The following is a 26,303-nucleotide window of genomic DNA, read 5'->3' as shown; positions in this document are numbered from 1 at the left end:
AGAGTTTGCTTGCGGATCATCAAGCCTTCTGCAGGTCTTGAATCCCTTTATAGACCAGGTCGAACAGATCCTCCAAATACTCCTCGTCAATACAAGAGAAGGCGATCCGGAGATCATGCTCGCCAAGGGCGATGGTTCCCACGCCATACTCATGGATGAGATGGGAACGAAGCTCCTCGGCGTTTACCGAGTTCAGCTTCAGGCACATGAAGTAGCCGGAGTTGAAAGGATAGTATTCCCATGCATCGCCGTATTTGCCGCTGTCGAGAATGGACTTCACTTTATTGGCGCGGCCTTTCATGATGGCGAATTTCTCTTCCTTCTGTTCATGGAATTCCGGCGCCTTCAGCGCCTCCAGCACAAAGGTTTGCGAAGGGTGGGAGGCGCTGGATATCGTAGCGCGAATAATACCGAGCGTCTTCTGCTCCAGTGCGTCCAGCACGTCTTTATCTTCTGCCGCATACGTGATAAAGCCAACACGGAATCCCCATACGAATTCTTCCTTGGTCGCTCCGTCAACCTTCACAGAAAGCACGCGAGGGTGAAGGCCTGCCAGACGTCCAAAGAGCGATTCCTTCAGCGAGTCTTCAAAGAACAATCCGAAATACGCATCATCCGTAACAACCACAATATTCATGCCGGCTTCGGCTGCTTCCTGGATCGCGGACACGATGGCGGCCCCTTCTTGAGCGCCAGGCGTATAACCCGTCGGATTGTTCGGGAAGTTCAGCAGAACGACCGCTTTGCCTTTATCCTTCTGGCTCAGCAGAGCCTGACGAAGTCCTTCGGCGTTAAATTTCATATCGTCTGTGAAGAGAGGATAGGTTACATGAATGCCATGGCGGCGAATGCCGAATGTCAGCTCATAATTTTCCCAATTCTTATCGGGATAAATAACGGCGTCCCCTTCATCCACGAACAAATCGGCTACGATGCTAAGTCCGTGCGTCAGCGCATTCGTGACGATCGGATTGCTGAAGCTCTTGCCTTCAAGCGAAGGGTTCTCCTGAATCATCTTGTTTCGCCATACGGAGCGGAGCTCCGGCTTGCCTGCCGGAGGGGCATACGGGTACAGGTCCTTCGGCTGGTAAGCCGAAAGTTTGTCCTGGATGACGCCCAGATGCATCGGGACTCCGCCTTCGGTTGCAATACCGATCGTTGCGTTATATTTTTTCGCATGGCTCGTTGCTTCCGCAGATTGGCTCAATATGCCTTCTTTCGGGAAGTAGATTTCTTTGCCGAGTGTGGAGAGCATGTCGTACACATGCGGATTGCCGGCTTGCATTTTTCCATTCAATTGACCAACCAATGGGTTCATGAACTGATTCCTTCCTTCCGAATACTTTTGGTTAAGGTAAGTGCAGGTGACAAGTTGCCTTTACGTTTTCATTGCCTAACATTATACCACCTACCCCAGGAACCGTCACGGATAATTGCAATGCTTTAACGCGGTCCAGTGTGATATTTGCATATCAGTCCGGCGGTTTCCTCATCCCGCTCCTTACCGCGGCATTCAAGCCCTTCGACTACGGCCTGGAGCCGATCCGGCTTCAGGTTCTGGCCGAACTTGAATTTGGCGCTCATTCGCTGCGGAGCGAGCTTGATGACGGCTACCCCTTTCAGTCTGGGGATATAAGCCCGGTCATTCGCGTCGATGGCACGGTATCCGCCTTCAGGCTGCAGTTTAGTCATTAGGGCCTCCATCGCAAGCGCTTTTTCCTCCAGATCATCCACGATTACCACTTCGCCGACAGCCGTTACGCTTTTGAAGTAGGCCGTTGCCGGGCAGGCCATCTCCGGATCGGAGAAATAGGAAGGGATCAGGGCATATTCATCGGCGATGGTAAAGCACACGGCAGGCGTCCGGCGCAGATGGTCCATTTTTTCCCCCATCCGGCTGCCATGAAAATAGAACGCGCCGTTAACATAGGCGTAGTTCAATGGCGTTACACGCGGAATTCCCTCTTCATCGGCCGTTCCAAGGAAACCAAAGTTCATGCCGCTAAGGAAGTCCTCGATTTCTTGTTGATCCTCCATCGTAAATTCGTCTCTTCTCATGGTTAAACGCTCCCCCTATCATTTTGATTAACAGCATACGATGAACATTGACAAGGAAAAAGCGCCAATTTAGAGTAATTTATATAGTCCAATTTTAAAGAATAACAATAGAGGAGTCGTCATTATGGAGCTGGGATTGCCATTCGAGACCTATGTGGAACAATATCGATATAAATATTTGGCTCTATACCACGCAATTCGCGCGGCCATTCATAGCGGCAAGCTGCCGGAAGGAACCCGACTTCCCGCAACACGTGAGCTTGCAAAGCTGTATGGCGTGTCCAGGGGATCGGCCGCGCAGTGTTATGACATGCTGATGGCCGAGGGTTACGTTGTATCCCGGCAGGGCAGCGGAACTTACGTGGCCGAAGGGATTGCTGCCATGGCAGACCAGCCGCCGTTGGCCGAGCGGGCGCCGGTGCTCTCCGCTTGGGGACAACGCCTGATGGGCCAAAGCGGGGAATATGTCTCGGCTCAGCAGCTGCTGGAGGAGCCACCCCCGGGTACGATCTCTTTCGCGAATGCGAGGATGCCCATGGAGGATTTCCCCTATTCGGAGTGGCGGAGCGCGTTATCCTACGCAGGCGGAAGCGGGGGAGCCGAACTGCGGAACGGCGCGCCGCCGGAAGGGGATATCGAACTGCGTCAGGCGATAGCCGGGCACCTGCGCTTTACGCGGGGCATACAGGCAGATCCCGAGCATATCGTGATCTTCAGCGGTTCCATGCAGGGGCTTGTCTTGATGTTTCAGCTGCTGGTTGATCCCGGCGATCACGTGGTGATGGAGGATCCGGGATATCAGGGAATCCACCGGGGCATAAGCCTGAGCGGCGGGATTCCGCTGCCGTCCCCCGTCGACGATGCCGGATTGATACCGCGTAACTGGGACGCCGGCCTGCTTGTCGTAAGCCCCAGCCGTCAATACCCGACGGGCGCGGTCCTGCCGCTCGAGCGGAGAAGGGCGCTGCTGACTTGGGCACGAAGCCGCCAGGCCTTTATTATCGAGGATGATTACGACAGCGAGTTCCGCTGGGGCGGCAAGCCGATTGAGCCCTTGCGGATGCTGGATAACGAGGGACGTGTCATCTTCGTCGGTTCGTTCTCGAAAACGATGTTTACCGGGCTCCGCATCGGGTATGCCGTGCTGCCCCCAAGCCTGGTTGAGGCGGTCGTGCAGGCCAAGGCTCTGTACGAGCCGATCTCGCCTGCCGTATTGGAGCAGCGCGCGCTGGCGCGCTTTATTGTGCGAGGGGGGTACGGTCGGCATCTTAGAAGAATGATCCGGCTGTACGGCGCACGGTATGGGGCGCTTCGCCAGGCGATGGATACCCATGCCTCCGAACTGTTTCGTCTTCACCCCGGTGATGCCGGGCTCCACGTTTATGCGAATTGGCTGCGCTCCGGGGAAGAGTATGTCCTGTTCCAGGAGGCTGCCCGAAAGCGCGGCGTCATGTTTCGGGATGCAGCGGCCTATCATCGTACGCCCGGGCCGCCTGCCGCCTGCTTCGGCTTCTCGCATCTCGGTTTATCCAGCATCGAAGAAGGGGTTGCCCGGATGGCGCAGGCATGGCGGGACATGCAAAAAACATAAAAAACGGGTATGATGGAAAAGAGGTTAATTTTTGAATGAGATGAGGGGGTTATGACGTGATGCTGAATGCATCGCCGTCTTCTTTTATAATCATGCCTGCGCTTGCCAAAATCGTATGTGAGCCGGGCTGGAAATGGCAAAAACGCGAAAGACCCATGCAGAATTATGATTTGTTCTATGTATGGAGCGGTGAAGGCACGGTCGAGCTCAATGACGAGCCCTTTGCCGTGGGAAAAGGAAGCTGCTTCCTGTTCCGACCAGGAGATCATACGAGCGCGACGCATAATCCGCAGAAACCGCTCGTATTGACATATATCCATTTTGACGTGGCCGACCCGGTTCAGCATATCCCTGCATCCTATCGCAAGCTGACGGAAACGATGGATTTCGAATATTTGCTCGCGCGCTACGTGCGTTTGTATCTGGACAAGCCCTATGGATCATTGGAGGAGGGGCAACTGATTCTGAAACAGCTGATGATTCATCTGCTGCGTTCGGATCTTGCTGAGCCGGTGGTCAAAAAAGCAAGCAATCAGCTGTCCGAAGCGATCCATGAAATCGCGAATTACGTCCGCCAGCACCCGGGTGTTCCCCATCGGGTCGAGGATTTGGCGGCCAGAGCGGGGTTGTCCCCCCGTTACTTCTCGATCAAGTTCAAGGAGCTGATCGGCACGCCGGTACAATCCTACATCATTCAGATGCGGATCGAGCGGGCGCAGCATCTGCTGCTGCATCAGGGGATGAACGTAACGGAGGTAGCCGACGCGCTGGGTTACCGGGATATATTTTTTTTCAGCCGGCAATTTAAGCAGTATACGGGCAAGAGCCCATCCGAGATTCGGTGATTTCCCGCCCTTCCATAACTTACCTGGCAAGTCGAAGGGCAAATGGGTTTCATAGCAAGCGCTTTAGGGTAAAAACGACGTACAGTTTCAAATATATGAAGGGGGGAGAGAGGAATGAGCCCAAGAAGACGGGTGCGTGGACGCTTCTTCAGTCGCGGTGGCTGCGCTATATTCAGAAATCGCTTGCGCCGCATGAAGACAACGACTCAGGATCATCAGAACGTGTGGTTTTAATGAGACTTGCCCTACATACGGGGACGTAGAATCCCGTTATCATATACGTTTTTTTCTGGATGAACGCAAAAGGGAGCTAAATGGCTCCCTTTTTTGATATGTTTTTGGGGTCCCCGCAAAGTATTTGGAATAAGCATCGAAGCATAGGCTCCACTTTGTGGTGCTATTTAATGGACGCGCATGGGAATAGGGGCCGTCTGATTACGTTATAACAGGATGCATATACGAATAGGGACTCTGTTGAGATTGCGAATATTTGTTATATTAGGGATATGCATAAAGCGCTGCGCTAATCGCAGGATTTTTAATGGACGGACAGGCATTACGGATAACGGAAGGGTGACGGGTGTGAAGGGTAAAGTGGCAAGGGCGGACCAAGCGGTGATTCGGTGGTAACGGCTGGAGCAGGAAAGGTTGTGCTGATCACGGGCGCGTCGAGCGGGTTCGGACTGCTCATCAGCTTGGAGCTGGCACAAGCGGGTTATGACGTGGCAGCGGGTCTGCGCAGGCCGGAGGCGGCTGCAGAGCTGTTGACCCGAGCCGAGCAAGCAGACGTTGCCGAACGCATTCACGTATTTCAGCTGGATATATGCATGGAGGAGCAAGTCAAGGCTGCTGCTTGGGAGTTAGAGCAGAAGTTCGGCCGCTTGGACGTGCTGGTAAACAATGCCGGCGAAGCGGTAGGCGGCATGGTGGAGGAAGTACCGCTCAGCGGCTGGCGAAAGCAGATGGAGACGAATTTTTTCGGGACCGTATCGGTGACGCAGCATATGCTCCCGCTGCTGCGCAAGACGGGACGATCCAAAGTCATTCTCATGAGCAGCATTAGCGGCGTGGTCGGCTTTCCGGGTTATGGTCCCTATGCGGCATCCAAATTTGCGCTGGAGGGGTTCGGCGAGAGCCTGTCCATGGAGTTGATGCCCTTTGGCATCGATGTCGTACTGATCCAGCCCGGTGCCTATGGCACGCCGATCTGGAATAAAAGCTTTGGGGAGCTTACGGTAAAGGAAGGATCACCCTACAGCGGTCTGCTGAAGGGCGTGCTGGACTATTCCGAGCGGACAGCCAGGGGGAGCGGGGATCCGCAGGAGGTAGCCAGGCTTGTGGCAAACATTGCGTCCATGTCCAAACCGAAGTTCCGCTATAGGCTGCCCCGAGGTACGCGGCTGACCGCATGGATCAAGGGCGTACTGCCGGATCGGCTGTTTCAGCGGATCGTTTATCGGATGCTGGACCGGCGTTAATCATTCATGAAGCGAATGGTTCATGGCCTTAACTTGTCGTGTGATGCTTGGTGAGGCTTGATAAGGTGAATGGAGTTACCCTTTTCTGGTCGGGGACGGGTGGAGCAAACCGAGCAGCTCTCCCATTTTTACCTTGGATCCGGGTCCCAGGTCACCGCGCGGAGTAAACGTGCCGTTCTCTGTCAAAAGCACGACGGTAGAGCCAAATTCAAAGTACGCGAGTTCATCGCCGATCTCGTATTTCTTCACGTTCTCGTCCGCATAACGGATGCTGCTTACGTTCATGGCTCCGACCTTCACGACGGCAACTTCGCCGAACTCATGCGCAATATAGGTAATGAGGCGCTCATTACGGCTGAGCACACGCCGGATATGGGTCATCGCAAAATCGTTCACGGGGTAAACGCGTCCCTTTAGATGCTCGCTTTCCGCCTGAACACCGGTTACCGGGGAATGAATGCGATGATAATCGGTTGGGCTTAAATACAATACAAATGCATAACCGTTGATGTAGTTTTCCATTCTCGGTGACTTGGCGAGCAGCTCGCTCAGGGTATAATCCTGTCCCTTGACGCTCAGAATGGTGCCGGCATTAACGGCGCACATCGCCGAAATCGTGGCATCGACGGGGCTTACCATGGCATCGGCGGTGTCGTCTATGGCGCGCAGGCCTATTTTTAACCGGCGGGAAAAGAATTCGTTCAGTGAGCGGTATTCGTGGATTTCTTTCTCCGCTTCATGCGCCGGGATTTGATAAATTCGTATGAATGCAGGTATTAGATGACGGCTCAGCCGGCTGTGGGAACAATGCCCCATGATTCGGGACAGCCACTTGCGGGAGGACAGCTCAGTCATCAGACGCAGCAATTGTTTAGCCATGTCATTCTCCTTTGTGCATAGGTGTCAGCAATAAACGTTGGTGGAAAAGCCAATCACTCTGATATTGACATAGAATGAGCTGGAAATCAATAAATAGCCATTTTTGAAAAAAGGTTCTTGCTAATTGGAGAACGAATGTGTATTTTAAGATTAACATGAAACCGAATAGGGAATACGGGGGCTTGAGTGAATCAGGCTGAGATTGCAGCTGTTATCCGCTGTTGACCGTTAATCTGAACTGGGTAATGCCAGCGTAGAGAATATCCGACCCTGCCTACATAGGGCCTATTTTTCCGTCTGCGCGTTTTCCAGACGGTTTTTTGTTGTGTTTACACAAAAATAGAGGTGGAGAGGGGAATGTGTGGTTATGGGAACATCTGTGCAAGAGAAGTTGGGGGTTCAGCCTCGAAAAGGGCTGCGGTTAAGCAATATTTTGGTGACGGTGCTGGTATCGCTGGTGCTTGGCGTCATTTATCACTTCTGGGGTTCGGTTTATAATCTGTTAAAACCGCTGTTCTTTGAAGCGGATGAGTTGTTATACGGAATGTGGTTCGCTGCAGCCACGCTTGCTTACTTGCTAATCCGAAAGCCGGGAGTGGCCATCATTGCGGAAGTGGCGGCTGCCCACGTGGAAGTGCTGTTTGGCAGCGGCTGGGGATTGACTCTGCTGCTATATGGCCTCATTCAAGGACTTGGGGCAGAATTGGTATTCGCGGCGTTCCGTTATCGGAGCACCTCGGCGTGGACGCTGGCGATTGCCGGAGCAGGCGCAGCCATCGGATCGATGATGATGGACTTCTATTACAGCTATACCGATGACCTGCAGACGTGGATGTTCCTGGCCAAATACGGTATGCGGGTACTCAGCGGCGCCGTCATTGCAGGCCTGCTCATGCTCTTGCTGGCCAAAGCCTTGGACCGCACGGGCGTCACATCCCTGCTGCGTCCTGCGTCGAAGAAGGATTACGAAGCACTGGATGATCCGCGCCATGTCTAATGCCGCGGTTAGCCCGGTTTCGGCTCAGTCCGCTGAGATGGTTCCGGAACCGGCCATGTATGTGGAGGGATTGCGTCTGAAGTATCCGGGCGAGGAGCGGCTGATGTTCAAAGACCTTTCCTTCTCGGCTGTCCGCGGGGAGAAGGTGCTGCTGCTCGGTCCTAGCGGCTGCGGCAAGTCCACGCTGCTGCAGGTGCTTAGCGGGATGATTCCCCGCGCAACGGAGGTGCCGATGAAATGCGAGTCGCAGCTGATTCCTCGCTCTTGGGGTTATGTATTCCAAGATCCGGATACCCAGTTCTGCATGCCGTACGTGGATGAAGAGCTGGCTTTCGTATTGGAAAACCTAAGTGTCCCCCGCGACCAGATGAAGGATCGGATGCAAGCGGCGCTCCGCGAGGTGGGTCTTGATCTTGAGGAGCTTCATATGCCGATCGGGCATTTGTCCCAAGGCATGAAGCAAAGGTTAGCGCTGGCTTCGGCTCTGCTGCTGGAGCCGGAGGTGCTGTTCCTTGACGAGCCATCTGCCTTGCTCGACCCGGAAGGAAGGGAGCAAATCTGGTCCGCGGTGAAGGCCGTATCGGAAGGGCGGACGCTGATCATCGTGGAGCACCGGATCGAAGAAATGGCCAAATACGTGGATCGTGTCGTACTGTTCAGCCCGGATGGCGTGATTCTGGGCGAAGGACCTCCAGCAGCGATATTCGCAGAATATCAGCGGGAACTCCAAGCCTATGGAATCTGGTATCCCGGCGTATGGGAAGATTATGCGCAGACCCGGGCGGGCAGAGAGCTGTTTGCTCCGGTCGATGCACTTGGCGATGAGCAGGGTAATCGTAATCTCCTGCATGAGGCTGCTCCGCCGTACGCTCAATGTGGGGAGCCTGTCATTCAATTGGCGAATTTCAGGGGAATGAGATGGGATAAACCGGTCATCAGCCTCCCTTCGGCCGAGGTGTTTCCGGGACAGTTTATTGCGGTCGTAGGCCCGAACGGAGCAGGCAAAAGCTCGCTGCTGCTCAGTTTGATGGGGCTGCTTCGCGCCGAAGGGACCTATATGCTCTGCGGGGAAGAGGTCATTCAGGGCAAGCGCAGGAAGCTGCGGAAGAAGAGAGAGCAGCAGCTGCGTCAAATCGGGTTCGTGTTTCAGAATCCGGAGCTTCAATTCCTGACGGAGCGCATCGGCGATGAGGTGGTGTACTCGCTGCTGGTGGATCATGTGCCGCCGGAGGAAGCGAAGGCGCAGGCCGACCGCTGTCTTGAACGCTTTGGATTGAAAGGCTTGGAGGCCAGGCATCCGTATCAGCTGTCGACAGGCCAAAAGCGCCGCTTGAGCGTGGCTACGGCCATGGCGAGGCATCCGTCCGTCCTGCTCCTGGATGAGCCGACCTTCGGACAGGATGCACGGAATACGTTCGCGATCCTGGAGATGTGCGAGCAGCTCCGCCGCGGGGGAACCGCCATTCTCATGGTGACGCATGAAATGGAGGTCGCGCAGCGGGTCGCCACGCATGTATGGGAAATCCGGGAGGGACAGCTGACCTCGAGCATGCCTTCTCCGCGCTGGTCTGGCCGGATTGCATCCGGGCAGACGGCTAAGGGAGTAAACGGCGCTGCAGGCCCTCAAGGTACCTCAGCCGCGGCCGATCATCGCCTCACGGGGGTGAACGCATGAACATATGGAACCCCGTGCGGATCACTTGGCTGCACCGGGCGAATCCGGTGGTGAAGCTGGGTCTAATCTGTGCGCTTTTTTTCATGACGGTGTTAACCCATGATCTTGATTTTGTTTTGTACCAGGCGTTCATCTTTATGGTCTGTCTCGTGGTGCTCAGCGGGGTGAAGCCGTGGAAAATGCTGTTGTTCTTCATTCCGTTTCTGCTTGCCTTCATATCGTCCGCCTCTTCCATGATGCTGTTCGGTAAGGGAGAGACGATCTGGTGGGAGTGGGGGTTGTTCCGGGTGTCGGAAGAAAGCTTCTACCGGGGGCTGCATTTGGGCTTTAAGGGAATTGCCTTTGCTTCGGAGGGGCTGCTGCTCGTGACGACAACGTCCTCGGTGGATTTATTTTATAGCCTGATGCAGAAGCTGAAGCTTGCGCCCAAGTATGCATACAGCTTCATGGCTTCAATCCGGCTGCTGCCGATGGTATGGGAGGAATATGTGATCCGCCGCCAAGCCTTGAAGGTACGAGGAGTCCGCCCGATTCGCGGAATTCGCGGCATGGTGAACCGCGCAGGACTGTATGTGGTGCCGCTGCTGGCACAGAGCATCCGCCGGGCCCATCGGGTGGCCGCTGCGATGGAGGCCAAGCAATTCGACGGCGATCAGGCGAAGTCCCGGACGTATTATTATCCGTCTCGTTATTCGCGTTATGACCTTCTGGTTATCGGATTACTCGCAGTTGCGGCCGCTTTCGCTTATGCCGCAGCCGGATATTTTCCATGGTTCGGCATTGGTGACGTGCGGTTTGATTAAAGGGTTGGTGAAAGCGAAAAGAGTCGGCTTACGTTACGTAAGCGGGCTTTTTTTGTTATGAGATTCAAAGTTAAGCTATCTTCTGCCCCGTTATATTTAAAAAATCATGTCTGGATTTCATGCTGATCGAGGCGTTATAATACTGATGGTACCAGAATAGTATTTATGGTACCAGAAGGGGAGTTAGTTCACTTGCGCGAGCGAATATTGAATGAAACGATCCGCTTGATACAGCGGCAAGGATTTACGTTTACGGTCAGTGACCTGGCCCGCAGCCTTGCGATTAGTAAACGGACGATCTATGAGCACTTCTCATCCAAGGAAGAGATTGTTGAACATATCATTGACGGGATGATCCGGCACATCCAGCAGCGCGAACGTGAAATTGCGGCGGATGAGGGGCTTACCGTTCTGGAGAAGATTCACCAGATTCTAATCTGTCTGCCCCAGGAGATGGAGCAGATGGATTTGGGGATGCTGCCGGATCTGAAGCGCACGCATTATGCGCAATGGGAGAAGCTGGACACCTTTTTCCGAGAGGAATGGGGCATTGTCACCGAGCTGATGGAGCGGGGCATGGCCGAGGGAAGCATCAAACGAATTCATATGCGGCTGTTCATCGATCTGTATCTGGGGTCGCTCCATCAGATTTACGATTCGAGGGCAACGGTGAAGCATCAATTGCCGCTAGGGGAGCTGCTGCAGTCCGTTATGGACATCCTGCTGTTCGGGATTGCCGCAGAGAAACGGGAGGAGTCTTGAGATTATGCATTGGTTCTATTTAAGTTTGGCTATTCTGTTTGAAGTGGCGGGGACGCTGAACATGAAGCTGTCGGAGGGGTTCAGCAAACCGCTGCCCAGCGTGCTGCTGGTGGTATTCTATATTTGCAGCTTGAGCTTCCTGACGCTGAGCTTGAAGCAGATTGAAATATCCGTGGCATACGCGATCTGGTCGGGGCTTGGCATCATGATCATTACCGTAATCGGTTATATGTTCTTTGCGGAGCAGTTGAATGGTCTGAAAATATTCTCGATCCTGCTGATCATCGCAGGGGTCGTTCTGCTGAATCTATCCGGCAGCGCGCATGCGCAGGAACAACCGAAGACGTACCAGTCCGATCACTAAGGGCGATAGAAGGAACTGGAATCTGCGGAAGAGCCGCATTCATGCGGCTCTTGTTCCGCTGCAATAATGTACTATGCCCCGCTTCGCCTCCAGCTCTATAATGACAAAGGAAATTCCTTTGTTAGGAGCTATCATCATGAACCTGTCTTCTTTTTTTATTTACTGTTTTATCGTGGCTTTCTCGCCGGGACCATCCAACATCGTCATTTTGTCTTCAGTTCAGCATTCCGGCATGAAGAAGACCTTGCGCTACATTGCCGGAGCCTCCATCGCTTTTTTCTTATTAATCGCTGCTTCCGTGGTATTGGGCCAGCTGCTGTCTACAGGCATGCCAATCGTACTGCCCATCTTGCGGATCGTAGGCTGCCTGTTCATGCTGTATCTCACGTATCAGGTGTATACCATGGACGTATCCAAGTCCGGCACGAATCAAACGGCGTCCTTCACGTCCGGCTTTCTGATGCAGTTTCTCAATCCGAAGGTGGTATTGTTTACGCTGACGGTCATTCCGAGCTACGTCATGCCGTATTATACGGCAGGTCCTGTCATCTCGGCGTTTGTTGTGGCGGTATCGTTAATCGGTCTGTCCGCGTATATGACCTGGGCCATGTGTGGTAGCCTTTTTCAAGGAATTATGCAAAAATATCGGAGAACGACCAACACGATCCTGGCTTTGTTTCTGCTGTACTCGGCAATCGTCGTATCGGGCATACCGGAGCTCATAAAGGGGTGATGGAAGATGGAGCAGTTTATCTATAAAAAAGCGGTGGGCATTACGGCGCTGTCCGCGAGCCTGACGGATTTCAAATATAAAAAGCATTATCACGAGGAGTATGCCCTCGGCGTCACGCTGCGCGGCATTCAGAAGTACTCGCTGGACGGCAGTCAGCAGGCTTCTTACCAAAGCGGGGTTATGCTGTTCCATCCGGAGCAGAATCATGATGGCTGGTCCCAGGAACGAACGGGCATCGATTATGTGATGATCTATATTCATCCGGAGCTATTTCTGGAATTGATTCAGAAAAAGGATATCGTCCGGTTCCAATCCCCGATTGTATATCACGCCGGGCTGCGGAAGAGCATTCTGGATGTGACGAGGTCGATCTTCACGGGTCAGCCGGAGGCAAGAAGCAGCGAGCTGCTGCTGGGTCTGGCGGGGCATTTTAACGAGGATATTCTGAACCCGGATAGTCGGAAGGACAGCGTATTTATGCGGAAGGCCAAAGAAATGATGCACGACCATCTGGATCATGTTCTCCGTCTGGACGAAGTAAGCGGGGAGTTCGGGATGTCGAAGTATCAATTCATCCGTTACTTTAAAGCAAATACGGGGCTGTCGCCTTATCAGTATTATCTGAACTGCAAAGTGGAGCGCGCCAAACATCTGATCGAGGACAGCCGGGATGTATATCAGGCGGTTACCCAGTGCGGCTTCACGGATCTTGCCCACTTGAATCGGCATTTCAAGAATGTGTACGGCACGACGGCGTTTGATTATATGTCCCATCTGGATAAGTGAGGCGGCAGGTGCCGATCATTCGCGCGATTTTTCAAGCCAGGCTTGGCATTTGTGAATAAACTCCGTTATAATGTGTATAGAATGTAAAAGGGGCCGTGCGCGAACACGATCCCGGCGTACAACGTACCGCTATAAGAGCGGCCGGCTGTAGGAAATCCGATCAGAAATAGACCGTGATCCTGACCAAGGGCGGTCTATTTCTTTTTAAGATTATAGAATTTATAAGTTTTCAGCGAAGCTGAACTCATTCGATAATCGCAAGAAAAACGTCCTCTATACGCGGTCTGTCTTCTGTGAATGTACGTCGATAGACGGTTTTTCTTATGGAACGAAAGTATTAACACCACCAGCGTCGCGAATGAAATCATTAGCGTCAATGTTTGGTATACTTCCATGGCATCACCTCCCAAGCCGGAACCGGATTTTGAGATAGGGCCAAGGGATGTTAATCTGTATTTGGATTATTTGAAATTACTCAGGCTTAGCCGGATGGAAGGAATCATTCGAATGGAATATATCTATGAATCAGCCCAGCGCAGCTACGAGGATTTCGCCAGCGGCCGGGTTCTGTATAATGCGCAGGGAACGACTTCGTTCCCTGTCAGACTAGCCAGCGAGATTGTGCAGCGGTGCTTTCAACTATTGGAGAAAAAAGGGGTACAGGGGCCGTATGCCTTGTTCGACCCCTGCTGCGGCGGGGCGTATCTGTTGACGGTGGTTGGGCTGCTGCACGGGCAGCGCATTCATCGCATCATCGGCTCTGACATTAACGCAGAGGTGCTCGGTATAGCCGCGAAAAACCTGTCGCTGCTCCGCGAAGAGGGGCTGGAACAACGCACCGAACAGTTGAAAGAACTATTGGCGTTGTATCAGAAGCCGTCTCACCAGGATGCGCTGCAAAGCGCTGGCCGATTGAGGGAGCTGTTAAGGTCGTCCCGTGTGGCAGAGAAGGTCTGTTTTCAAGCCGATATAACCCAACCGGAGAAAAGCTTGGCCGTCTCCTGCAAGGGAACCCATATCGTCATGACCGATCTCCCTTATGGCGACCTGGTTAGCTGGGGCGGCGGAAGCGATGAACCGGTGAAGGATTTCTTTAACGGCATTCATTCCATCCTGGATCCTGGCCGCTCCGTGGTTGCGGTCATATCCGACAAAGGGCAAAAATTAAAGCATGACCGGTTTCAAAGGATTCAGCATATGAAGGTGGGCAAACGGCAGGTAGCCATCTTTGAACCGATTTGAACGGAATAAAACGGACGGCATATAGAATAACCTGCTGCCATCCTCAGCTGCTAACCTCTTGTCCAAGGGAGGCGTTGGCTTCTATAACAACCCGCTTTTGATGTCATGTCAAGAGCGGGTTGCTTTTTTGCTCGCAGGAGGGAGTTAGCCATCTGGAATCCTTCACTCAAAAAAGGAACATATGTTCATTCAGAATCTAAAAAAATATAGCATTTCTTGTGGAATGCCAGCTCGTAAATAGAACTCGTGTAAGGACTCACCCGGTCCGGGAGCCAAACCCGCCGTCAATAGGGCAATGGCAAAGCGGTTCGCTTGCCGCTCCAGTTTGCCCGGACTGAAATAGGAATGCTCCTCCAGAAAAAAGCGGCTGATTCCCTTATGGAGCCGGTCATGCCCGAGCTCATGCGCGCATACGAAGCGCTGCCATGGCGGCGGCAGCTGATTGTGGATGACGATGAATCTCCGCCTCAGCTTACGGAAATACAGCCCTTTGGTCGTTTGGCCTAAATCTGCGAATCGAATATGTATGCCCAAGGAAGTCGCGATTTCAAATGGGCAGTTAGTATGATGTTTTTTGATCAGCTGACGGATTAAGGGTTGTAAATGATCATCCATGCCGGTTCACCTGCAATATTGGGATTGGTTGAATCGTTGTAATCGGTATGTATCTCCTTATCCATGTAGATTTATTTCTTGCGTTTGTTCATTTGCTTGGCTTCCCAGAAGAGTCCGGTCAGAACGTCCTTGATGCGCTGCTTGTCCTCCTCGTTCAGAGGGACGCCGTCAAACATGAGCTCACCGTCATCTTCAAGCATTTTCTTGAAATCCCGTTTATCCCTGGAGGTTGCCCAAGCGGGAGCCGAGATGTCTTCATGCTTGGCAGCATCCTGCTGCAGATAACCCGCCTTATTCATCAGCTCTTCATAGGGAACTTCGAGTGCCTCTGCCATTTTGCGAAGTGTTTGCGGCTTGGGGATGCCCCTCAGCCCATTCTCGATCCGGGAGATTTGCGATCCGCTGATATCGGCGGCTTGGGCCAGCTGATTGATGCTCCAGCCTTTGTTCTCCCTTATCTCTTTCAAGTATGATCCAAATATGTGATCCACGTTCCGGCCACTCCTCACCATAGTCCATCTGAAACATCTACTTATAGTATAAACACATCCACCACCTTTGCCAACAGGTAAAATAAAAGGGAGTATTATTGCCAAAAGGCAAGAATATGAAAGGTACGCTCCAATTTCCCGCGAATAGTTCAACCTTTTGAAGGTTTACGCGGGTCTCCAAATAGTGGTATATTAATGAAAAATACGAACAGAATACGAACACTCGAGGTGAGACTAACTTCTGCCAAATGGCAAAGCCAACCTCGACAACGACAATCAAAAGGGAGTGTTTTTCGAATGAATCCATTTTTGCCGGAATTGGATCGCAGAAAGACCCAAAGTGCTGTTGAAGCGATATTCGAGAAATATCGTATCTATAAAACCATTACATTCGAAGTCAGGGAGGCGAGCGTCACGGCATCCTACACGGAACGATTTCATGGACCGACCAACGTCACCTCGGACCAAACGGCATCGGTTGCCATATATAATGTAGATATGCCTGCGGCCAGGAAGCAGTATTGCGAGATCATCGAGTCGATCGTGGAACGGCTTGGCGAGAGAGAACAGACCTTGATTCGGGAACGTTACATGAAGCAGGACGACGTATTCGATTACAAGGTGTACAACCATATCCTCGAACCGCCGGTCAGCAAGGATACGTATACCAAGATCCGCACCCGGGCCTTCTATAAACTGGCGCTGGCTTTAGCGGACAGGGGGCTGCTGAAGCTGCAAGAGTTGGACAAGTCCGTAAAGAGCAAAATGAACTGATCATCGCCGAGATGGATAATTAAACCGAGCCTAAACCGGAGGACCTCAATGAGGCCCTCCGGTTTTTTCTATATCAAGATGAAGATACCGCACCATGAGGCAGAACCTAAAATGAAATGGGGAAAACAGCAATAAATACGAACGTAAGTTCGTACTATTTTCCGCCGACATTCCACTTTAAGTTCCGCATTATCCGTCCCATAAGGCGTCAGCGCATCCAATTTAGGGGTGTAAGATTGTATTATCGGAAATGAAGTTAAACAGAGCATACCGAACACACACTGTGTAGATGTGAGCCGGCCTTATGAAGGACCGGTTTTTTGCTGCGGCCTTAGGCTTCGGTTGCTTCATTTTCGATGCTCTATATATGAAGGAAAGGAGGGGGCCGTGTTGCGCAAGCATGTGAAAGCCGCAAGAAGCTGGTTATCCCACAACCGACCGGAAGCCACCCGGCCATATGCGGAATGAGAGGGGCGGTCAAGCAGGCCACTCTAGATATCGTCCCCGAGCTTGAAGGCCGAATATATGACGTACATCCGCCGGATGGGGTTAGCGAGCCTTTCTTTGGCGTCATTACGCTGGGAGAGGACGTTTGGAAATCCTCATGGGCAGGATACCGGCAGGTGGTGCGATTGAAGCTGTATGCGGATCGTTCCGAATTGCTTCCGTTGGATCGCTGGGTGGAACTTCTAATCCCGGGACTACATCGCAAGCGGGTGATCGGAGCCGATGGGAAAGCATTCAAGCTTCATTATTTGGGTGTGCCGGAAGCCGACAAGTTCGATTCTGTTTCAGGCAAAATGATCCGGGTCTTGCGATTCGGCATCTATATGCCGCAAGCATCCGGGGCAGGCTCCATCGGACAACCCGACGAGTGGCTGCATACGTTGACAGCCTGGACAGGAGAAGTACTGGGCGATCCATGGCGCATCTATCATACGGCATGGCCGGCGGGACGGGATGATTACGCCGTATTATGGCGGATGACGGGCTGCGAGACCAAGATGGCGGGAGCTTCGATGTTCGAGGTTCGCAAAACCTTTACCGGGCATATTGCCGCTCTTGATTCCGTGGACGAGCAGCTCACGGTTTCAAGGCTGGTGGAGGAGCTTGGTACCCAGGTCCAGCTGATGCTGGATTCACAGAATCGCCGCTATTTATCCGTTGCGGAGATTTCCTCCGATATGCAGGCCGATCCCATTCTGGACGGGCAGCTGAAGCTGACTCTGGCGCAGCGGAAGATGCGTTCACCGGAGGAAGCTGCATTGATCAGGCGCATTAACGTTCATCCAATTTTAAAGTGAGGTGGTCACAATGGCTGTAAAAAAAACACTCAAGACAGAAGCTCGCAGTATCAGCGCTCCGCGATATGCGCTAGATGAGCTCGTAACGCACGCCAAGGAACTGTTCGAGGTTCGGGCGGAAGTGCTCGCAGGTGCCATGTATGAGGCAGACGGAGAGCTGTTCACGGTAACCGAAGTCAAAGAAAGAATCCAACAATTTATGAAAGCGAAGGTGGTCTAATCATGGCAGGTGGAACATGGGAAAGCACAAATAAACCGGTACTTCCGGGTTTGTATATGAATTTCAAGGCGGCCGCCGCGTCGGCTATCCAAGGCGGATCCCGCGGCACGGTCGTCGTGCCGGTTAAAGCCAACTGGGGACCGGTGCGCGAGTTCGTGGAAATCGGCAGCGAGTCCGCGATTTCCGAGCTGTATTCCGCGGATAGCGAGGATGGGGCTACGGCTTACGAAACGCTCTATCTGGCCTTGCTTGGCGGGCCAAAGAAGCTGCTGGCTTATCGCCTGGCAGATAACACCGCGGCAGCGGCTAGCGTAACGCTGCAAAATGCGGAAGCTACGCCTTCGGACGTGCTGAAGCTGCAGGCGAAATATCCGGGCAGTCGTGGCAACGGCTTCTCCGTAACCGTGCAGCCGTCGCTGATCGACCCGGCAGCACGCGAGCTTCGTCTCTATGAAGGCGCCAAGCTGCTTGGTACCTATACAAGCCTGGATGGCACAGCAGCGTCGATTGCGGCGCAAATCAATGAAGACGAGAACCTCTGGGTTACGGCTACCGTACTGGAAGCGGCCGGCGTTCCTGCCGATGTGAACGGAGCTGTTCTGTCCGGAGGCAAGAGCGGCAACACCGGACTGACGAATGCAGATTATATCGAGATGCAGGATGCGGTCGAAGGCCAGGAATTCAACGTACTGGCCCTGGATTATGCTGCGGATATGGCTCTGCTGCAGAGCTTTGCGGCCTGGGTGAAGCGTCTTCGTCAAGAAGGACGCGGCGTGATGGCCGTATTCGGCGGAAGCGCTGCGGACGACATCTCCAAGGATGCAGCCAAACTGGCGGCGGCCCGTTCGCTTGCATTGAACCATGAAGGGATTATCAATGTAGGTACGGGCGTGCGTCTGTCCGGCGTGAACTACTGTTCTGCCCAGACGGCTGCTTATGTGGCCGGGCTTATCGCGGGTCAACGCTTGAACCAATCCGCTACATACGCGGTAACGCCATTCGAGGATGTGACCCGCCGCTGGACGCGTTCCGAGCAGGAGCAGGCTGTACGCAATGGCGTGTTCGTGCTTTTCTACGACGGACGTCAGGTGAAGGCGCTGCGCGGCATTAACACGTTGGTGAATCCGGCGGAAGGCCAAAACAATGCCTGGAAAAAAATCCGTTCCATCCGCGTGATGGACGCGATCCATGCGGATTTGCAGCTGGCCGCGGAGCAGACCTACATCGGCAAGGTGAACAATACGGAGGAAGGCCGTCTGGCGCTGATCGGTGCCGTAAAGGAATATCTCGCTTCGTTGTCGCTGAGCAATGTCATCGAGCCGGACGGCTATGACGTCATTCTCGATCCAGCGTACTATGGCGATTCCGCCGTGAACACGCCGGAGCCGGATCAGGTCTTCCTGCAGTGGAACGTGAAACTGACCGACGTGATGGAGCAACTTTTCGGCACATTTTACGTGCAATAACTAGAACGCCGATCAACATTTTTCTTATAAAAACTTAAAGAAATCGAGGAGGAACTTAATATGTTGGATGCTTCAAGAGTCATTATGGGGACATACGGCCAGGCGTATATTGACGGGGTTTGGCAGACACACATCAACAAGCTGGAAGCCAGCGTAGAATTGGAGAAGCGCGAGCTGAAGCTGGTCGGCAACGACTGGACGGTGCACAAAAACGGCAGCAAAAAAGGAACCGGCACGATGACTGGTTACAAAGTTACTTCCGATATGATCTCTCGCGGCTTCACCAAATTCGATATCATCTCCAAGCTGGATGATCCCGAATCCTACGGCCATGAGCGTGTTCGTCTGATCCGCTGCATGCCGGACAAAATCCAGCTGGCCAACTGGACAGCCGGTGAAGAAGTGCAGGAGGAAACTTCATTTACCTTTGAGGGGTACGAGCTGTTGGATCCGATTCAGGGGGATTAAGAGGTTTCTTGTTATCAAGGTCAAGTGCGTCACAAAGCGGGGATCGCCCGGTAAGGAATGCCTGATTCGGGCGATCGTCGCCCGCTTCAATAGGAAGATGAAATCTATTATTTTATGAGTAAAGGAGATACACGCATGAGCTTGCACGAGAACATGAGCGAAGAGCAAATTTTGGACAGTCTGTTTGAGGCAGCCGAGAAGCTGCCGGAGGAAACAGTGCGCATTAAGCGTTTGGATATGCAGATGGTGCTGCAGGGCTTGACTTCAAGCAAGGTGGACAGCATCCGCGAGCGCTGTACCGTTCGCCGTACGATAAAGGGTGCGGTGGATGAGAAGGTGGATACGGAGACGTTTAATGCGTTGCTAATTTCCGAGGCCACGAGCAGTCTGTCGGTAAAGGGTTTGACGCTTAGCGGCTGGGGCGATCCGCGGATTACAAGCCGCTTGAAGCTGTCGGGCGGGGAGCAGGCGGTCCGCCGCATGCTGCTGGCCGGAGAGCTGGATGCCGTAGGCGATAAAGTGCTGGAGTTGTCCGGCTTCGGAGTTGAGATTGCTGACCTAAAAAACTGATCGGCTCCGGGGGAATGACGACGATGCTGTATCATCTGTGGGTCCGGCATCACCTTCGTCCCGGAGATTTTTGGCGGCTCCCGCGAGGCGAGCGCCTGCTGCTGCTCGCTTTCTCCCAGGAGGAGATCGAGGGCATGGCCGGTCAGAGTTTGAAGTGAACAGGAGGTGAAATGAAATGGCTGAAGCCATGAACTATCGCATGAATCTGGTCATAGATCCGAAAAACGTGATCAAGGCCAACCGCGAGCTGCGGGCGATGGAGCGTTATTTTGAGCGGATCCAGGGACGGGTTCTCCGAATTGGCCGTACCCGCATGGCACCTGAAATCGTGCTGAAGGACAGCGCCTCGAAGGGGCTGGACAACCTGCTTGCCAAAATGCAGCGGGTGAAGTCCCAAGTGATCCAGGCCTCGGCGAATGTGAAGCTGAATGTGCAGAAGCAGATCGATACGAATCTAAACCTGAGCGTGCAGAAGCAGATCGAGGCGAGCGTCAAGGTGGATGTGCGGGCGGCAGGGCTTGATTTTTCTCCGTTGACCGATGCGTTGACAGCGAATACGGCTGCGGTGGACAAGCTTACGGCTGCGCTTGGATCGCTTCAGCCTGGAAGCGGCGGGAACGGTAAAAAATCTGGTTTGGATATGGCTATAGGTGCTTTAGGACTTGTAACCGCCTTTGGCGCAACTTTTCGAAGCGGCGGCCAATTGAAAGGTAAATTCAAAGGCGCTAAAGAGGCTTTTTCTGGAAATAAACCTGTCGAGAATAAGCCCGCCGAGGTCAACAAAGGTCGAATCGTTCGCCCTGGACAAAGAGGCAAAAAAGCCAATCAAAATACGGCTACCGCCAAGACTGAACAGGTGGAAAAGCCTTTAACGAAGTGGGGCAAATTTCGTAACATATCTGATAAAGGGGGTGACTTAATAGAAACCGCTGGTACGCTTGCAAAAGGACCGCTAGATTTGGTCAAGGGTGCCATGGATTTGACCAAGGGGATGTTTGGTGGCGGTGGTGCCAGCGGCTTCGTTTCCGGAGGCCTGGCGAGTGCTGCCATATCTGGTACAGGATCTGATGCAGTTAAGCAGGCCGCTGGAGGTAGCGCAGGAGCGAATGCGGTCAAAAATGCGGGCGAAAGCGGCCTAGGCTCCGGCTTGATGAAGGGGCTTGGCAAACGTGCCCTCGGCCCTTTGGGATATATAGCCGATGCGACCGCAATTGCCTCAGCCAAGCCGGGGAAAGAACGAAACCAAGCCATAGGCTCTGCCGTCGGCGGAGGTATTGGAAGCACGATCGGCGGCATCGTTGGCTCCGTGATCCCGGTTGCAGGTACGATGATCGGCTCAACGCTTGGCGGCACCGTAGGAAGCTTTATTGGCGAGAAGGTGGGCGGCGCCATTTCCGGGATTGGTGACAAGTTCAACGAAGGTAAGGAGAAGGTATCGAAGTGGTTCTCCAGTACGTTTTCCTTCGGGAAAAAAGACAAGGAAGCTGCTCAACCGAAGGATGTTCCGAAGGCACCGCCCTCTAGTGCGACTGCCCTTCCGGCTCCCATCATTCCGAAACCAGCGCCGGCTGATTTCAGCAAGCCGCTGCTGCCGAATCCAGCATTGAACCCGACATACGGCCCGTATGTGCCGCCTAGTCATTCTTCAAGCAGTGGATCTTTTGGTCCACCCGCGAGTGCAGCGCAAAACCAAGCTTTAACAGGGAAGCCAACCTCCCCGCAATCCGTTCAGATCAGCCCGGAGCAGATGAGCACGATATCCGGCTTGCTGATGGATTTCAAAACGGAGACAACCGTGAATTACAATCTTCCTCCAGGCGCGGTGCAGGTAACAGTGCATGAGGAACACCCGATCGATGTGGAAGGATTGATTCTTCTGATCGGCCAGCGGCTAAGAGCCGAATTCAGCAAAGCGGCGCAGAACCGGAAGCCGACTCCGATGGCCTATTGAAGATGATGGTTAACAGCAGGCATGAAATCGATCTGAAGGCATCCATACAGAAAGGAGGGAGCCAAGGTGGAGTTTCTTTTGAAGAACGGAAAAGGCATGACGTTCCTATTCCCGGTCAACCCCGAAGAGGTGACCATTTCACGCCAAAAGGGACTGGAAACGGCTACGATTCTCAACTTTGGGGAGTTTGATTTTCCGCAAGGCCATCGGATCAAGGAGATATCGTTCTCTTCATTTTTTCCACAAGATTATAATGCAGCTTATTGCAAAGGAGAAGAGAAAGATCATATTAAACCGCAAACTGCGATGAATAAACTTAACGAGTTTTTGACGTATAAAACGCCCCTGCAATTCGTCATTACCGAGACGGCGGTGAATGTGCCGGTGTATGTCGCCTCCCATCAGTCCACGTTCCGTGGCGGGGAGCTCGGGGATGTGTATTTTGACATCACGCTTCGGACATGGAGCGAAATGAAGGTGGCCAAAACGGCTGGCAGCAGCGGGGCATCTGGAACGAATAAAAAGCCCCGGGCCGACATGAAGGAAAAGAACAAGACGTACACCGTGAAGTCAGGGGACTCACTCTCCAAAATCGCCAAGCTGGAGCTCGGGGACAGCTCGAAATGGAACCAGATCTACAAGCTGAATCAGAAAATGATCGGTAAAGATCCGAATGCCATCAAGCCTGGCCAAAAGCTGGTGCTGTCATGAGTTACAAGGTGATTTTGCAGGATCAATACGATTTATCTCCTTTGGTGGAAGCGATCAGTCTACGAGATTCGCTTGAACAAGTCGCTTATCAGGGAACCGTCAATCTGGTCGTAACGCCGGATACGCCGCCGATCTCGCCGGGAATGGCAATCCGGATCAGCGGGATTCCTTATGGTAAAAAGGATTATGTCCCCCTGCTGCACCCGGCTGTCGTGTGGGAAGTGGAAACCTCGAATAATGGGGTGAAGCGGATGACCCTCACATTGTACGATCGGACGGTATATCTGGACAAATCGGAGGATGAATATCTGTTCCCTGCGAAGCAGACCGCTACCCAGCGATTCAAAAAGTACGCGGCGGACTGGAACCTGAAAATTGCGGTTTTGCCCGATACCGAGAAGCAACTGGGGCGTTCCGTTTACCGGACGCAGTCGATTTACGCGAGCATGTTCGCTGATCTGCGTGAGACGGCCAAAGCCGGCGGCAAGCTGTATCATCCGCGGATGATCGCTTCAGGGCTTGAGCTGTATGAGTTAGGAACGAACAAAGAGGTTTACATCCTGGAGGCCATCACGGATACTACGCAATCGCGGACGTTGGAGGGCGCGGCGACCAAGGTCAAGGTCCTGGCGACAGCCGCAAGCGAGACCGGAAAAGAGGTTCCTTCCAAGGTGATGGCCATCGAGGAGAAGGATATCGCCAAATACGGCCAGCTCCAAGCGATTATTCAGGATGATGAAGTGAAGTCGCCTGCGGCTGCTCGCCAGCTGGCCCGGAGCAAACTGAGAGGGATTCGGGAGACCATCTCCCTGAATGCACCCGATGTCAATACGATCCGTGCCGGAGATGCGGTCATGCTGGGCTCGATGAAGCTGCTCGTGATTTCCGTCAGCCGGGAGCTGGGCAGTCCCGGAAGCATGATGCTGGAGCTGGGGAGTTATGACGATGTAAAAAGGAGGTTTTACCTTGAATAAAGACCCCTATGGACAATTGGCGTCCTCCCTATACGCTTCAATGAACAAGCAAACCCGTCAAGCCATGGGCGGCGTAGGGGCCGTACTCGGCACGATAACCTCGACGGGGCTCAAGCTGGATGATTTCAAGCATGAGCTGCAGGACTATATGGTAGCGGAGCTGCCGGGAATGCTGTCCTTGCCCCATTATACGGCAAAGGGCACCGTGACTTTGGGGGGCCAGCAGCAAGATATGACATTTGATGCCGAAGAGAACGAAGTTGAAGATACCCTTTTTGAATTGGGAAAAGGTTTGAAACCGGGAGACCGCGTGCTCGCCGTTCGGGTTAACAGCGGCAATGATGTGGTTGTTGTATGCAAGGTGGTGAGCAGCGGTGGCTAATTTATTCCCGGAAGACGATGACATGATCTGGACGGATACGACCGATCCGGAGGTACTGGAAGGAGACGGGGCTGTTTTTGGACGGAGCTGGCGGTATGATTTTGAAGCCGGCGAGTTCGTGATGTCCCCGACCCGGAAGATTCCGGTTGCGGACGAGAAGGAAGCCTGGGTTATTTGGTGTGAAAAAGCGATTCGCACGCCGCGTTACCGTCATTTGATCTATACGCGCGATTACGGCAGCGAGCTGGAGGAGCTGGTCGGCAAAGGCTACGACCGATCTCTGCAAGAGAGCGAGATTCAGCGCATGGTCACCGAGACGCTGCTGGCAGACGCGCGGACGGAGAGCGTGGATCAGTTCCTTTTTGCCTGGGAAGGAGAAGCTTGCCGTTTCAGCTGCCGCATTACGAGTATCCGGGATGAGACGGAAATTATAGAAAGCGTGGTGATCTGATGGCAGATTTGCCGTTATATTTGTTGGATCAGACGGAAGAAAACATTATGAACCGCATGCTGAACAAAGTGCCTTCGGACATCGACAAGTCGGAGGGCTCTTTTATTTGGGATGCGCAGGCGCCGGTCGCGTTTATGTTGTCCGAAGCCGCCTTGTGGGCACAGGAGCTGCTGCGTCGAGGCTTTGCGAGCACCGTGGCAAGCGATCATCCGGATATCCGTTCCGCCGAACTCGATCTGAGGACGGCAGAGCATGGGATTACTAGGCGGGAAGCGGTCGCTTCGTCCGGGAGCGTTGCGTTTACGGGGAAGCCGGGGACGACGGTGCCTGCCGGAACCTATGTGGCTACGCCAGCCGATGAGGGCTCCGGGGAATCCTCAGTGGAGTATGTGACCACATCAGGCGTTACGCTGGGTGATTTGGGTACCGGCGCGGCCCCGATCCGAGCCGTCACGCCGGGCAGTAACGGCAATGTTCCCGCAGGCGTCATTCAGCTTATGATGACGTCGGTCAGCGGCGTAACATCGGTTACGAACCCGGAGCCCACGCGGAGCGGGACGGATACCGAAAGCGATCAGTCGCTCCTGGAGCGTTTTTACGCGAAAGTCCGAAGTCAGGGAACGAGTGGTAACAAAGCGCAGTACATGCAGTGGGCCAATGAGATTGCCGGCGTTGGCGGCGTGGAAGTGGCGCCGTTGTGGAAAGGACCCGGTACCGTTGGACTGTATCTCATAGATACAGACAAGCGTGCGGCAAGCCAGGATATCGTGAATGCCGTTCAGCAGTACATTGACCCGTCCCAGGATGGACAGGGTGAAGGCGTTGCTCCGGCCGGTCCGGTAATCACGGTGATGCCTGCGGCGGAAGTGGCGATTGAGATCTCCGTCAAAGTGCAGCGTACGCAGGAGCAGCCTTCGACGATGGAAGAAATCCGGAAGCTGATCGAGGACGGTGTCCGGACGTATTTACAGCAGATCGCTTTTAACCGGAAAGACCCTTTGGTGAGGTATACGCGGATTGCCGCCGTATTGCTGGATATCCCGATTATCGTCGACTACTCGGATTTGACGATTAACGGCCATACCGAGCAGCAAAATATCGAAATTGGCTCCGGTCAGGTCGCGGTGCTCGGGACGGTGAGCGTAAGTGAATAATGTCCGAATGAACAGCTTGCGAGGTCGCGAGCTGTTTTCTTATCTACCGGCCTATTACGAGACTTCCCGCGTTATGCAATCCGACATGGAGGCTAAGGGAAGCGAGTTGGACGCGCTCTACCAGGCGCTGAACTCAGCTGCAGACCAGTTCTTTGTTCGAACAGCAACCTGGGGCCTAGAGCGATGGGAGATGGAGCTTGGCATTCCCACCGACCGAAACAAGCCGATCGAGCAGCGGCGGGCGGTGCTGGAGTCCAAGCTGCGCGGAGCGGGAACCTTCTCCGGTGCGCTTGTGAAAAATGTGGCCGAGGCTTACGATGGCGGCACGGTCGAGGTTTCTTTTCAGCCCGAGGAATGGGGATTTACGGTTAGATTCGTCGATACGCTCGGCATCCCGCCGAATCTGGAGGACTTGAAGTCCGCGATCGAGGAGATCAAGCCGGCGCATCTGGCGGTGGCGTATGCGTTCAACTACTTGCTCATACGCGATATTCATGACGTGATGACATTGGGCGAGCTGGGGCAGACGCCGTTAAACAAATTTGCAGGAGGTGTTTGA

31 protein-coding genes and 1 riboswitch are annotated in these 26,303 nt (G+C 53.5%); of the genes, 25 read left to right on the top strand and 6 right to left on the bottom strand.

Annotated elements, in window-relative coordinates; all coding sequences use genetic code 11:
* Positions 1-19: 19 nt before the first annotated feature.
* Both DP091_RS20685 and DP091_RS20680 read right to left on the bottom strand, forming a co-directional pair.
* Positions 20-1,318 carry an aminotransferase class I/II-fold pyridoxal phosphate-dependent enzyme gene (locus tag DP091_RS20685; RefSeq protein WP_113060059.1) on the bottom strand — a complete coding sequence of 433 codons (1,299 nt, stop codon included), beginning with the start codon at positions 1,316-1,318 and terminating at the stop codon, positions 20-22.
* 125 nt (positions 1,319-1,443) lie between these two features.
* Positions 1,444-2,058, bottom strand: coding sequence for a pyridoxamine 5'-phosphate oxidase family protein (locus DP091_RS20680; protein WP_113060058.1), 615 nt, complete (start codon positions 2,056-2,058; stop codon positions 1,444-1,446).
* A 124-nt stretch (positions 2,059-2,182) separates the two neighbouring features.
* Between DP091_RS20680 and pdxR the strand changes: the two genes are divergently transcribed.
* From pdxR to DP091_RS20665, 3 genes are all read left to right on the top strand, one after another.
* On the top strand, positions 2,183-3,649 hold the full coding sequence (gene pdxR / locus DP091_RS20675; protein WP_113060057.1) for a MocR-like pyridoxine biosynthesis transcription factor PdxR: 1,467 nt from the start codon (positions 2,183-2,185) through the stop codon (positions 3,647-3,649).
* A 59-nt stretch (positions 3,650-3,708) separates the two neighbouring features.
* Positions 3,709-4,494, top strand: coding sequence for a helix-turn-helix domain-containing protein (locus DP091_RS20670; RefSeq protein ID WP_113060056.1), 786 nt, complete (start codon positions 3,709-3,711; stop codon positions 4,492-4,494).
* A gap of 623 nt (positions 4,495-5,117) precedes the next feature.
* Entirely contained in the window at positions 5,118-5,972 is an 855-nt protein-coding gene (locus DP091_RS20665) for an SDR family oxidoreductase (RefSeq protein WP_113060055.1), read from the top strand.
* 75 nt (positions 5,973-6,047) lie between these two features.
* Here the strand turns inward: DP091_RS20665 and asd are convergent, their stop codons facing one another.
* Positions 6,048-6,851: an archaetidylserine decarboxylase gene (gene asd, locus DP091_RS20660; RefSeq protein WP_113060054.1), complete on the bottom strand. Its 804-nt coding sequence runs from the start codon at positions 6,849-6,851 to the stop codon at positions 6,048-6,050.
* A 164-nt stretch (positions 6,852-7,015) separates the two neighbouring features.
* Positions 7,016-7,128: riboswitch (TPP riboswitch) on the top strand.
* A 90-nt stretch (positions 7,129-7,218) separates the two neighbouring features.
* On the opposite strand from asd, the gene DP091_RS20655 reads away from it, so the two are divergent.
* The 7 genes from DP091_RS20655 (at position 7,219) to DP091_RS20625 (ending at position 12,971) form a co-directional block, all read left to right on the top strand.
* Entirely contained in the window at positions 7,219-7,848 is a 630-nt protein-coding gene (locus tag DP091_RS20655; RefSeq protein ID WP_113060053.1) for an ECF transporter S component, read from the top strand.
* The gene (locus DP091_RS20650) at positions 7,841-9,523 is read left to right on the top strand and encodes an ABC transporter ATP-binding protein (protein WP_373456940.1); all 1,683 of its coding nucleotides are present in this window, start codon (positions 7,841-7,843) and stop codon (positions 9,521-9,523) included. Before DP091_RS20655 ends, DP091_RS20650 begins: the two co-directional genes overlap by 8 nt.
* Positions 9,520-10,326 (top strand): energy-coupling factor transporter transmembrane component T family protein, encoded by an 807-nt coding sequence (locus DP091_RS20645; protein WP_113060052.1) that lies wholly within the window; start codon positions 9,520-9,522, stop codon positions 10,324-10,326. Before DP091_RS20650 ends, DP091_RS20645 begins: the two co-directional genes overlap by 4 nt.
* A gap of 192 nt (positions 10,327-10,518) precedes the next feature.
* Positions 10,519-11,088 (top strand): TetR/AcrR family transcriptional regulator, encoded by a 570-nt coding sequence (locus DP091_RS20640; protein WP_113060051.1) that lies wholly within the window; start codon positions 10,519-10,521, stop codon positions 11,086-11,088.
* Between the two features lie 4 nt (positions 11,089-11,092).
* Positions 11,093-11,452, top strand: a complete 360-nt coding sequence (locus tag DP091_RS20635) for a DMT family transporter (protein WP_113060050.1) — start codon at positions 11,093-11,095, stop codon at positions 11,450-11,452.
* Positions 11,453-11,588: 136 nt separating this feature from the next.
* A complete protein-coding gene (locus DP091_RS20630) occupies positions 11,589-12,185 on the top strand; it encodes a LysE family translocator (protein WP_113060049.1) in 597 nt (198 codons plus the stop codon).
* A 6-nt stretch (positions 12,186-12,191) separates the two neighbouring features.
* The gene (locus tag DP091_RS20625; protein WP_113060048.1) at positions 12,192-12,971 is read left to right on the top strand and encodes an AraC family transcriptional regulator; all 780 of its coding nucleotides are present in this window, start codon (positions 12,192-12,194) and stop codon (positions 12,969-12,971) included.
* A gap of 194 nt (positions 12,972-13,165) precedes the next feature.
* On the opposite strand, the gene DP091_RS32400 is transcribed toward DP091_RS20625, so the two are convergent.
* On the bottom strand, positions 13,166-13,366 hold the full coding sequence (locus DP091_RS32400; protein ID WP_113060047.1) for a putative holin-like toxin: 201 nt from the start codon (positions 13,364-13,366) through the stop codon (positions 13,166-13,168).
* A 61-nt stretch (positions 13,367-13,427) separates the two neighbouring features.
* Between DP091_RS32400 and DP091_RS20615 the strand changes: the two genes are divergently transcribed.
* Complete coding sequence (locus DP091_RS20615; protein WP_258394636.1) at positions 13,428-14,213, top strand: hypothetical protein; 786 nt, start codon at positions 13,428-13,430, stop codon at positions 14,211-14,213.
* 189 nt (positions 14,214-14,402) lie between these two features.
* Here DP091_RS20615 and DP091_RS20610 read toward each other — a convergent pair whose 3' ends face one another.
* A complete protein-coding gene (locus tag DP091_RS20610; protein WP_076324780.1) occupies positions 14,403-14,828 on the bottom strand; it encodes an ImmA/IrrE family metallo-endopeptidase in 426 nt (141 codons plus the stop codon).
* Positions 14,829-14,899: 71 nt separating this feature from the next.
* Positions 14,900-15,319: a helix-turn-helix domain-containing protein gene (locus DP091_RS20605; protein WP_113060046.1), complete on the bottom strand. Its 420-nt coding sequence runs from the start codon at positions 15,317-15,319 to the stop codon at positions 14,900-14,902.
* Positions 15,320-15,616: 297 nt separating this feature from the next.
* On the opposite strand from DP091_RS20605, the gene DP091_RS20600 reads away from it, so the two are divergent.
* The 14 genes from DP091_RS20600 (at position 15,617) to DP091_RS20540 (ending at position 26,303) form a co-directional block, all read left to right on the top strand.
* Positions 15,617-16,093 (top strand): ArpU family phage packaging/lysis transcriptional regulator, encoded by a 477-nt coding sequence (locus DP091_RS20600; protein ID WP_113060045.1) that lies wholly within the window; start codon positions 15,617-15,619, stop codon positions 16,091-16,093.
* 464 nt (positions 16,094-16,557) lie between these two features.
* Positions 16,558-17,397, top strand: coding sequence for a hypothetical protein (locus DP091_RS20595; RefSeq protein WP_113060044.1), 840 nt, complete (start codon positions 16,558-16,560; stop codon positions 17,395-17,397).
* Positions 17,398-17,407: 10 nt separating this feature from the next.
* Complete coding sequence (locus DP091_RS20590; protein ID WP_113060043.1) at positions 17,408-17,617, top strand: YqzN/YkzM domain-containing protein; 210 nt, start codon at positions 17,408-17,410, stop codon at positions 17,615-17,617.
* A gap of 2 nt (positions 17,618-17,619) precedes the next feature.
* The gene (locus DP091_RS20585) at positions 17,620-19,083 is read left to right on the top strand and encodes a phage tail sheath family protein (RefSeq protein WP_113060042.1); all 1,464 of its coding nucleotides are present in this window, start codon (positions 17,620-17,622) and stop codon (positions 19,081-19,083) included.
* A gap of 60 nt (positions 19,084-19,143) precedes the next feature.
* Positions 19,144-19,551 carry a phage tail tube protein gene (locus DP091_RS20580; protein WP_006212545.1) on the top strand — a complete coding sequence of 136 codons (408 nt, stop codon included), beginning with the start codon at positions 19,144-19,146 and terminating at the stop codon, positions 19,549-19,551.
* Positions 19,552-19,686: 135 nt separating this feature from the next.
* Positions 19,687-20,121: a phage tail assembly chaperone gene (locus tag DP091_RS20575; RefSeq protein WP_113060041.1), complete on the top strand. Its 435-nt coding sequence runs from the start codon at positions 19,687-19,689 to the stop codon at positions 20,119-20,121.
* 23 nt (positions 20,122-20,144) lie between these two features.
* Positions 20,145-20,279 carry a hypothetical protein gene (locus DP091_RS31985; RefSeq protein WP_015737373.1) on the top strand — a complete coding sequence of 45 codons (135 nt, stop codon included), beginning with the start codon at positions 20,145-20,147 and terminating at the stop codon, positions 20,277-20,279.
* A 17-nt stretch (positions 20,280-20,296) separates the two neighbouring features.
* Complete coding sequence (locus DP091_RS20570) at positions 20,297-22,072, top strand: hypothetical protein (protein ID WP_113060040.1); 1,776 nt, start codon at positions 20,297-20,299, stop codon at positions 22,070-22,072.
* A gap of 66 nt (positions 22,073-22,138) precedes the next feature.
* Positions 22,139-22,783 (top strand): LysM peptidoglycan-binding domain-containing protein, encoded by a 645-nt coding sequence (locus DP091_RS20565; protein ID WP_113060039.1) that lies wholly within the window; start codon positions 22,139-22,141, stop codon positions 22,781-22,783.
* Positions 22,780-23,757, top strand: coding sequence for an XkdQ/YqbQ family protein (locus DP091_RS20560; protein WP_113060038.1), 978 nt, complete (start codon positions 22,780-22,782; stop codon positions 23,755-23,757). The genes DP091_RS20565 and DP091_RS20560 overlap by 4 nt, the downstream gene beginning before the upstream one ends.
* Complete coding sequence (locus DP091_RS20555; protein WP_113060037.1) at positions 23,750-24,139, top strand: hypothetical protein; 390 nt, start codon at positions 23,750-23,752, stop codon at positions 24,137-24,139. Before DP091_RS20560 ends, DP091_RS20555 begins: the two co-directional genes overlap by 8 nt.
* On the top strand, positions 24,132-24,590 hold the full coding sequence (locus DP091_RS20550) for a DUF2634 domain-containing protein (protein ID WP_113060036.1): 459 nt from the start codon (positions 24,132-24,134) through the stop codon (positions 24,588-24,590). The genes DP091_RS20555 and DP091_RS20550 overlap by 8 nt, the downstream gene beginning before the upstream one ends.
* Positions 24,590-25,744: a baseplate J/gp47 family protein gene (locus DP091_RS20545; RefSeq protein ID WP_113060035.1), complete on the top strand. Its 1,155-nt coding sequence runs from the start codon at positions 24,590-24,592 to the stop codon at positions 25,742-25,744. Before DP091_RS20550 ends, DP091_RS20545 begins: the two co-directional genes overlap by 1 nt.
* Positions 25,737-26,303, top strand: coding sequence for a YmfQ family protein (locus DP091_RS20540; RefSeq protein WP_181469890.1), 567 nt, complete (start codon positions 25,737-25,739; stop codon positions 26,301-26,303). The genes DP091_RS20545 and DP091_RS20540 overlap by 8 nt, the downstream gene beginning before the upstream one ends.

The sequence above is a fragment of the Paenibacillus sp. MDMC362 genome, assembly GCF_003269305.1.
Lineage (GTDB): Bacteria > Bacillota > Bacilli > Paenibacillales > Paenibacillaceae > Paenibacillus_AQ.
Note: the sequence above shows the minus strand (reverse complement) of the source record. Positions and strands in the feature narration are given on the sequence as shown.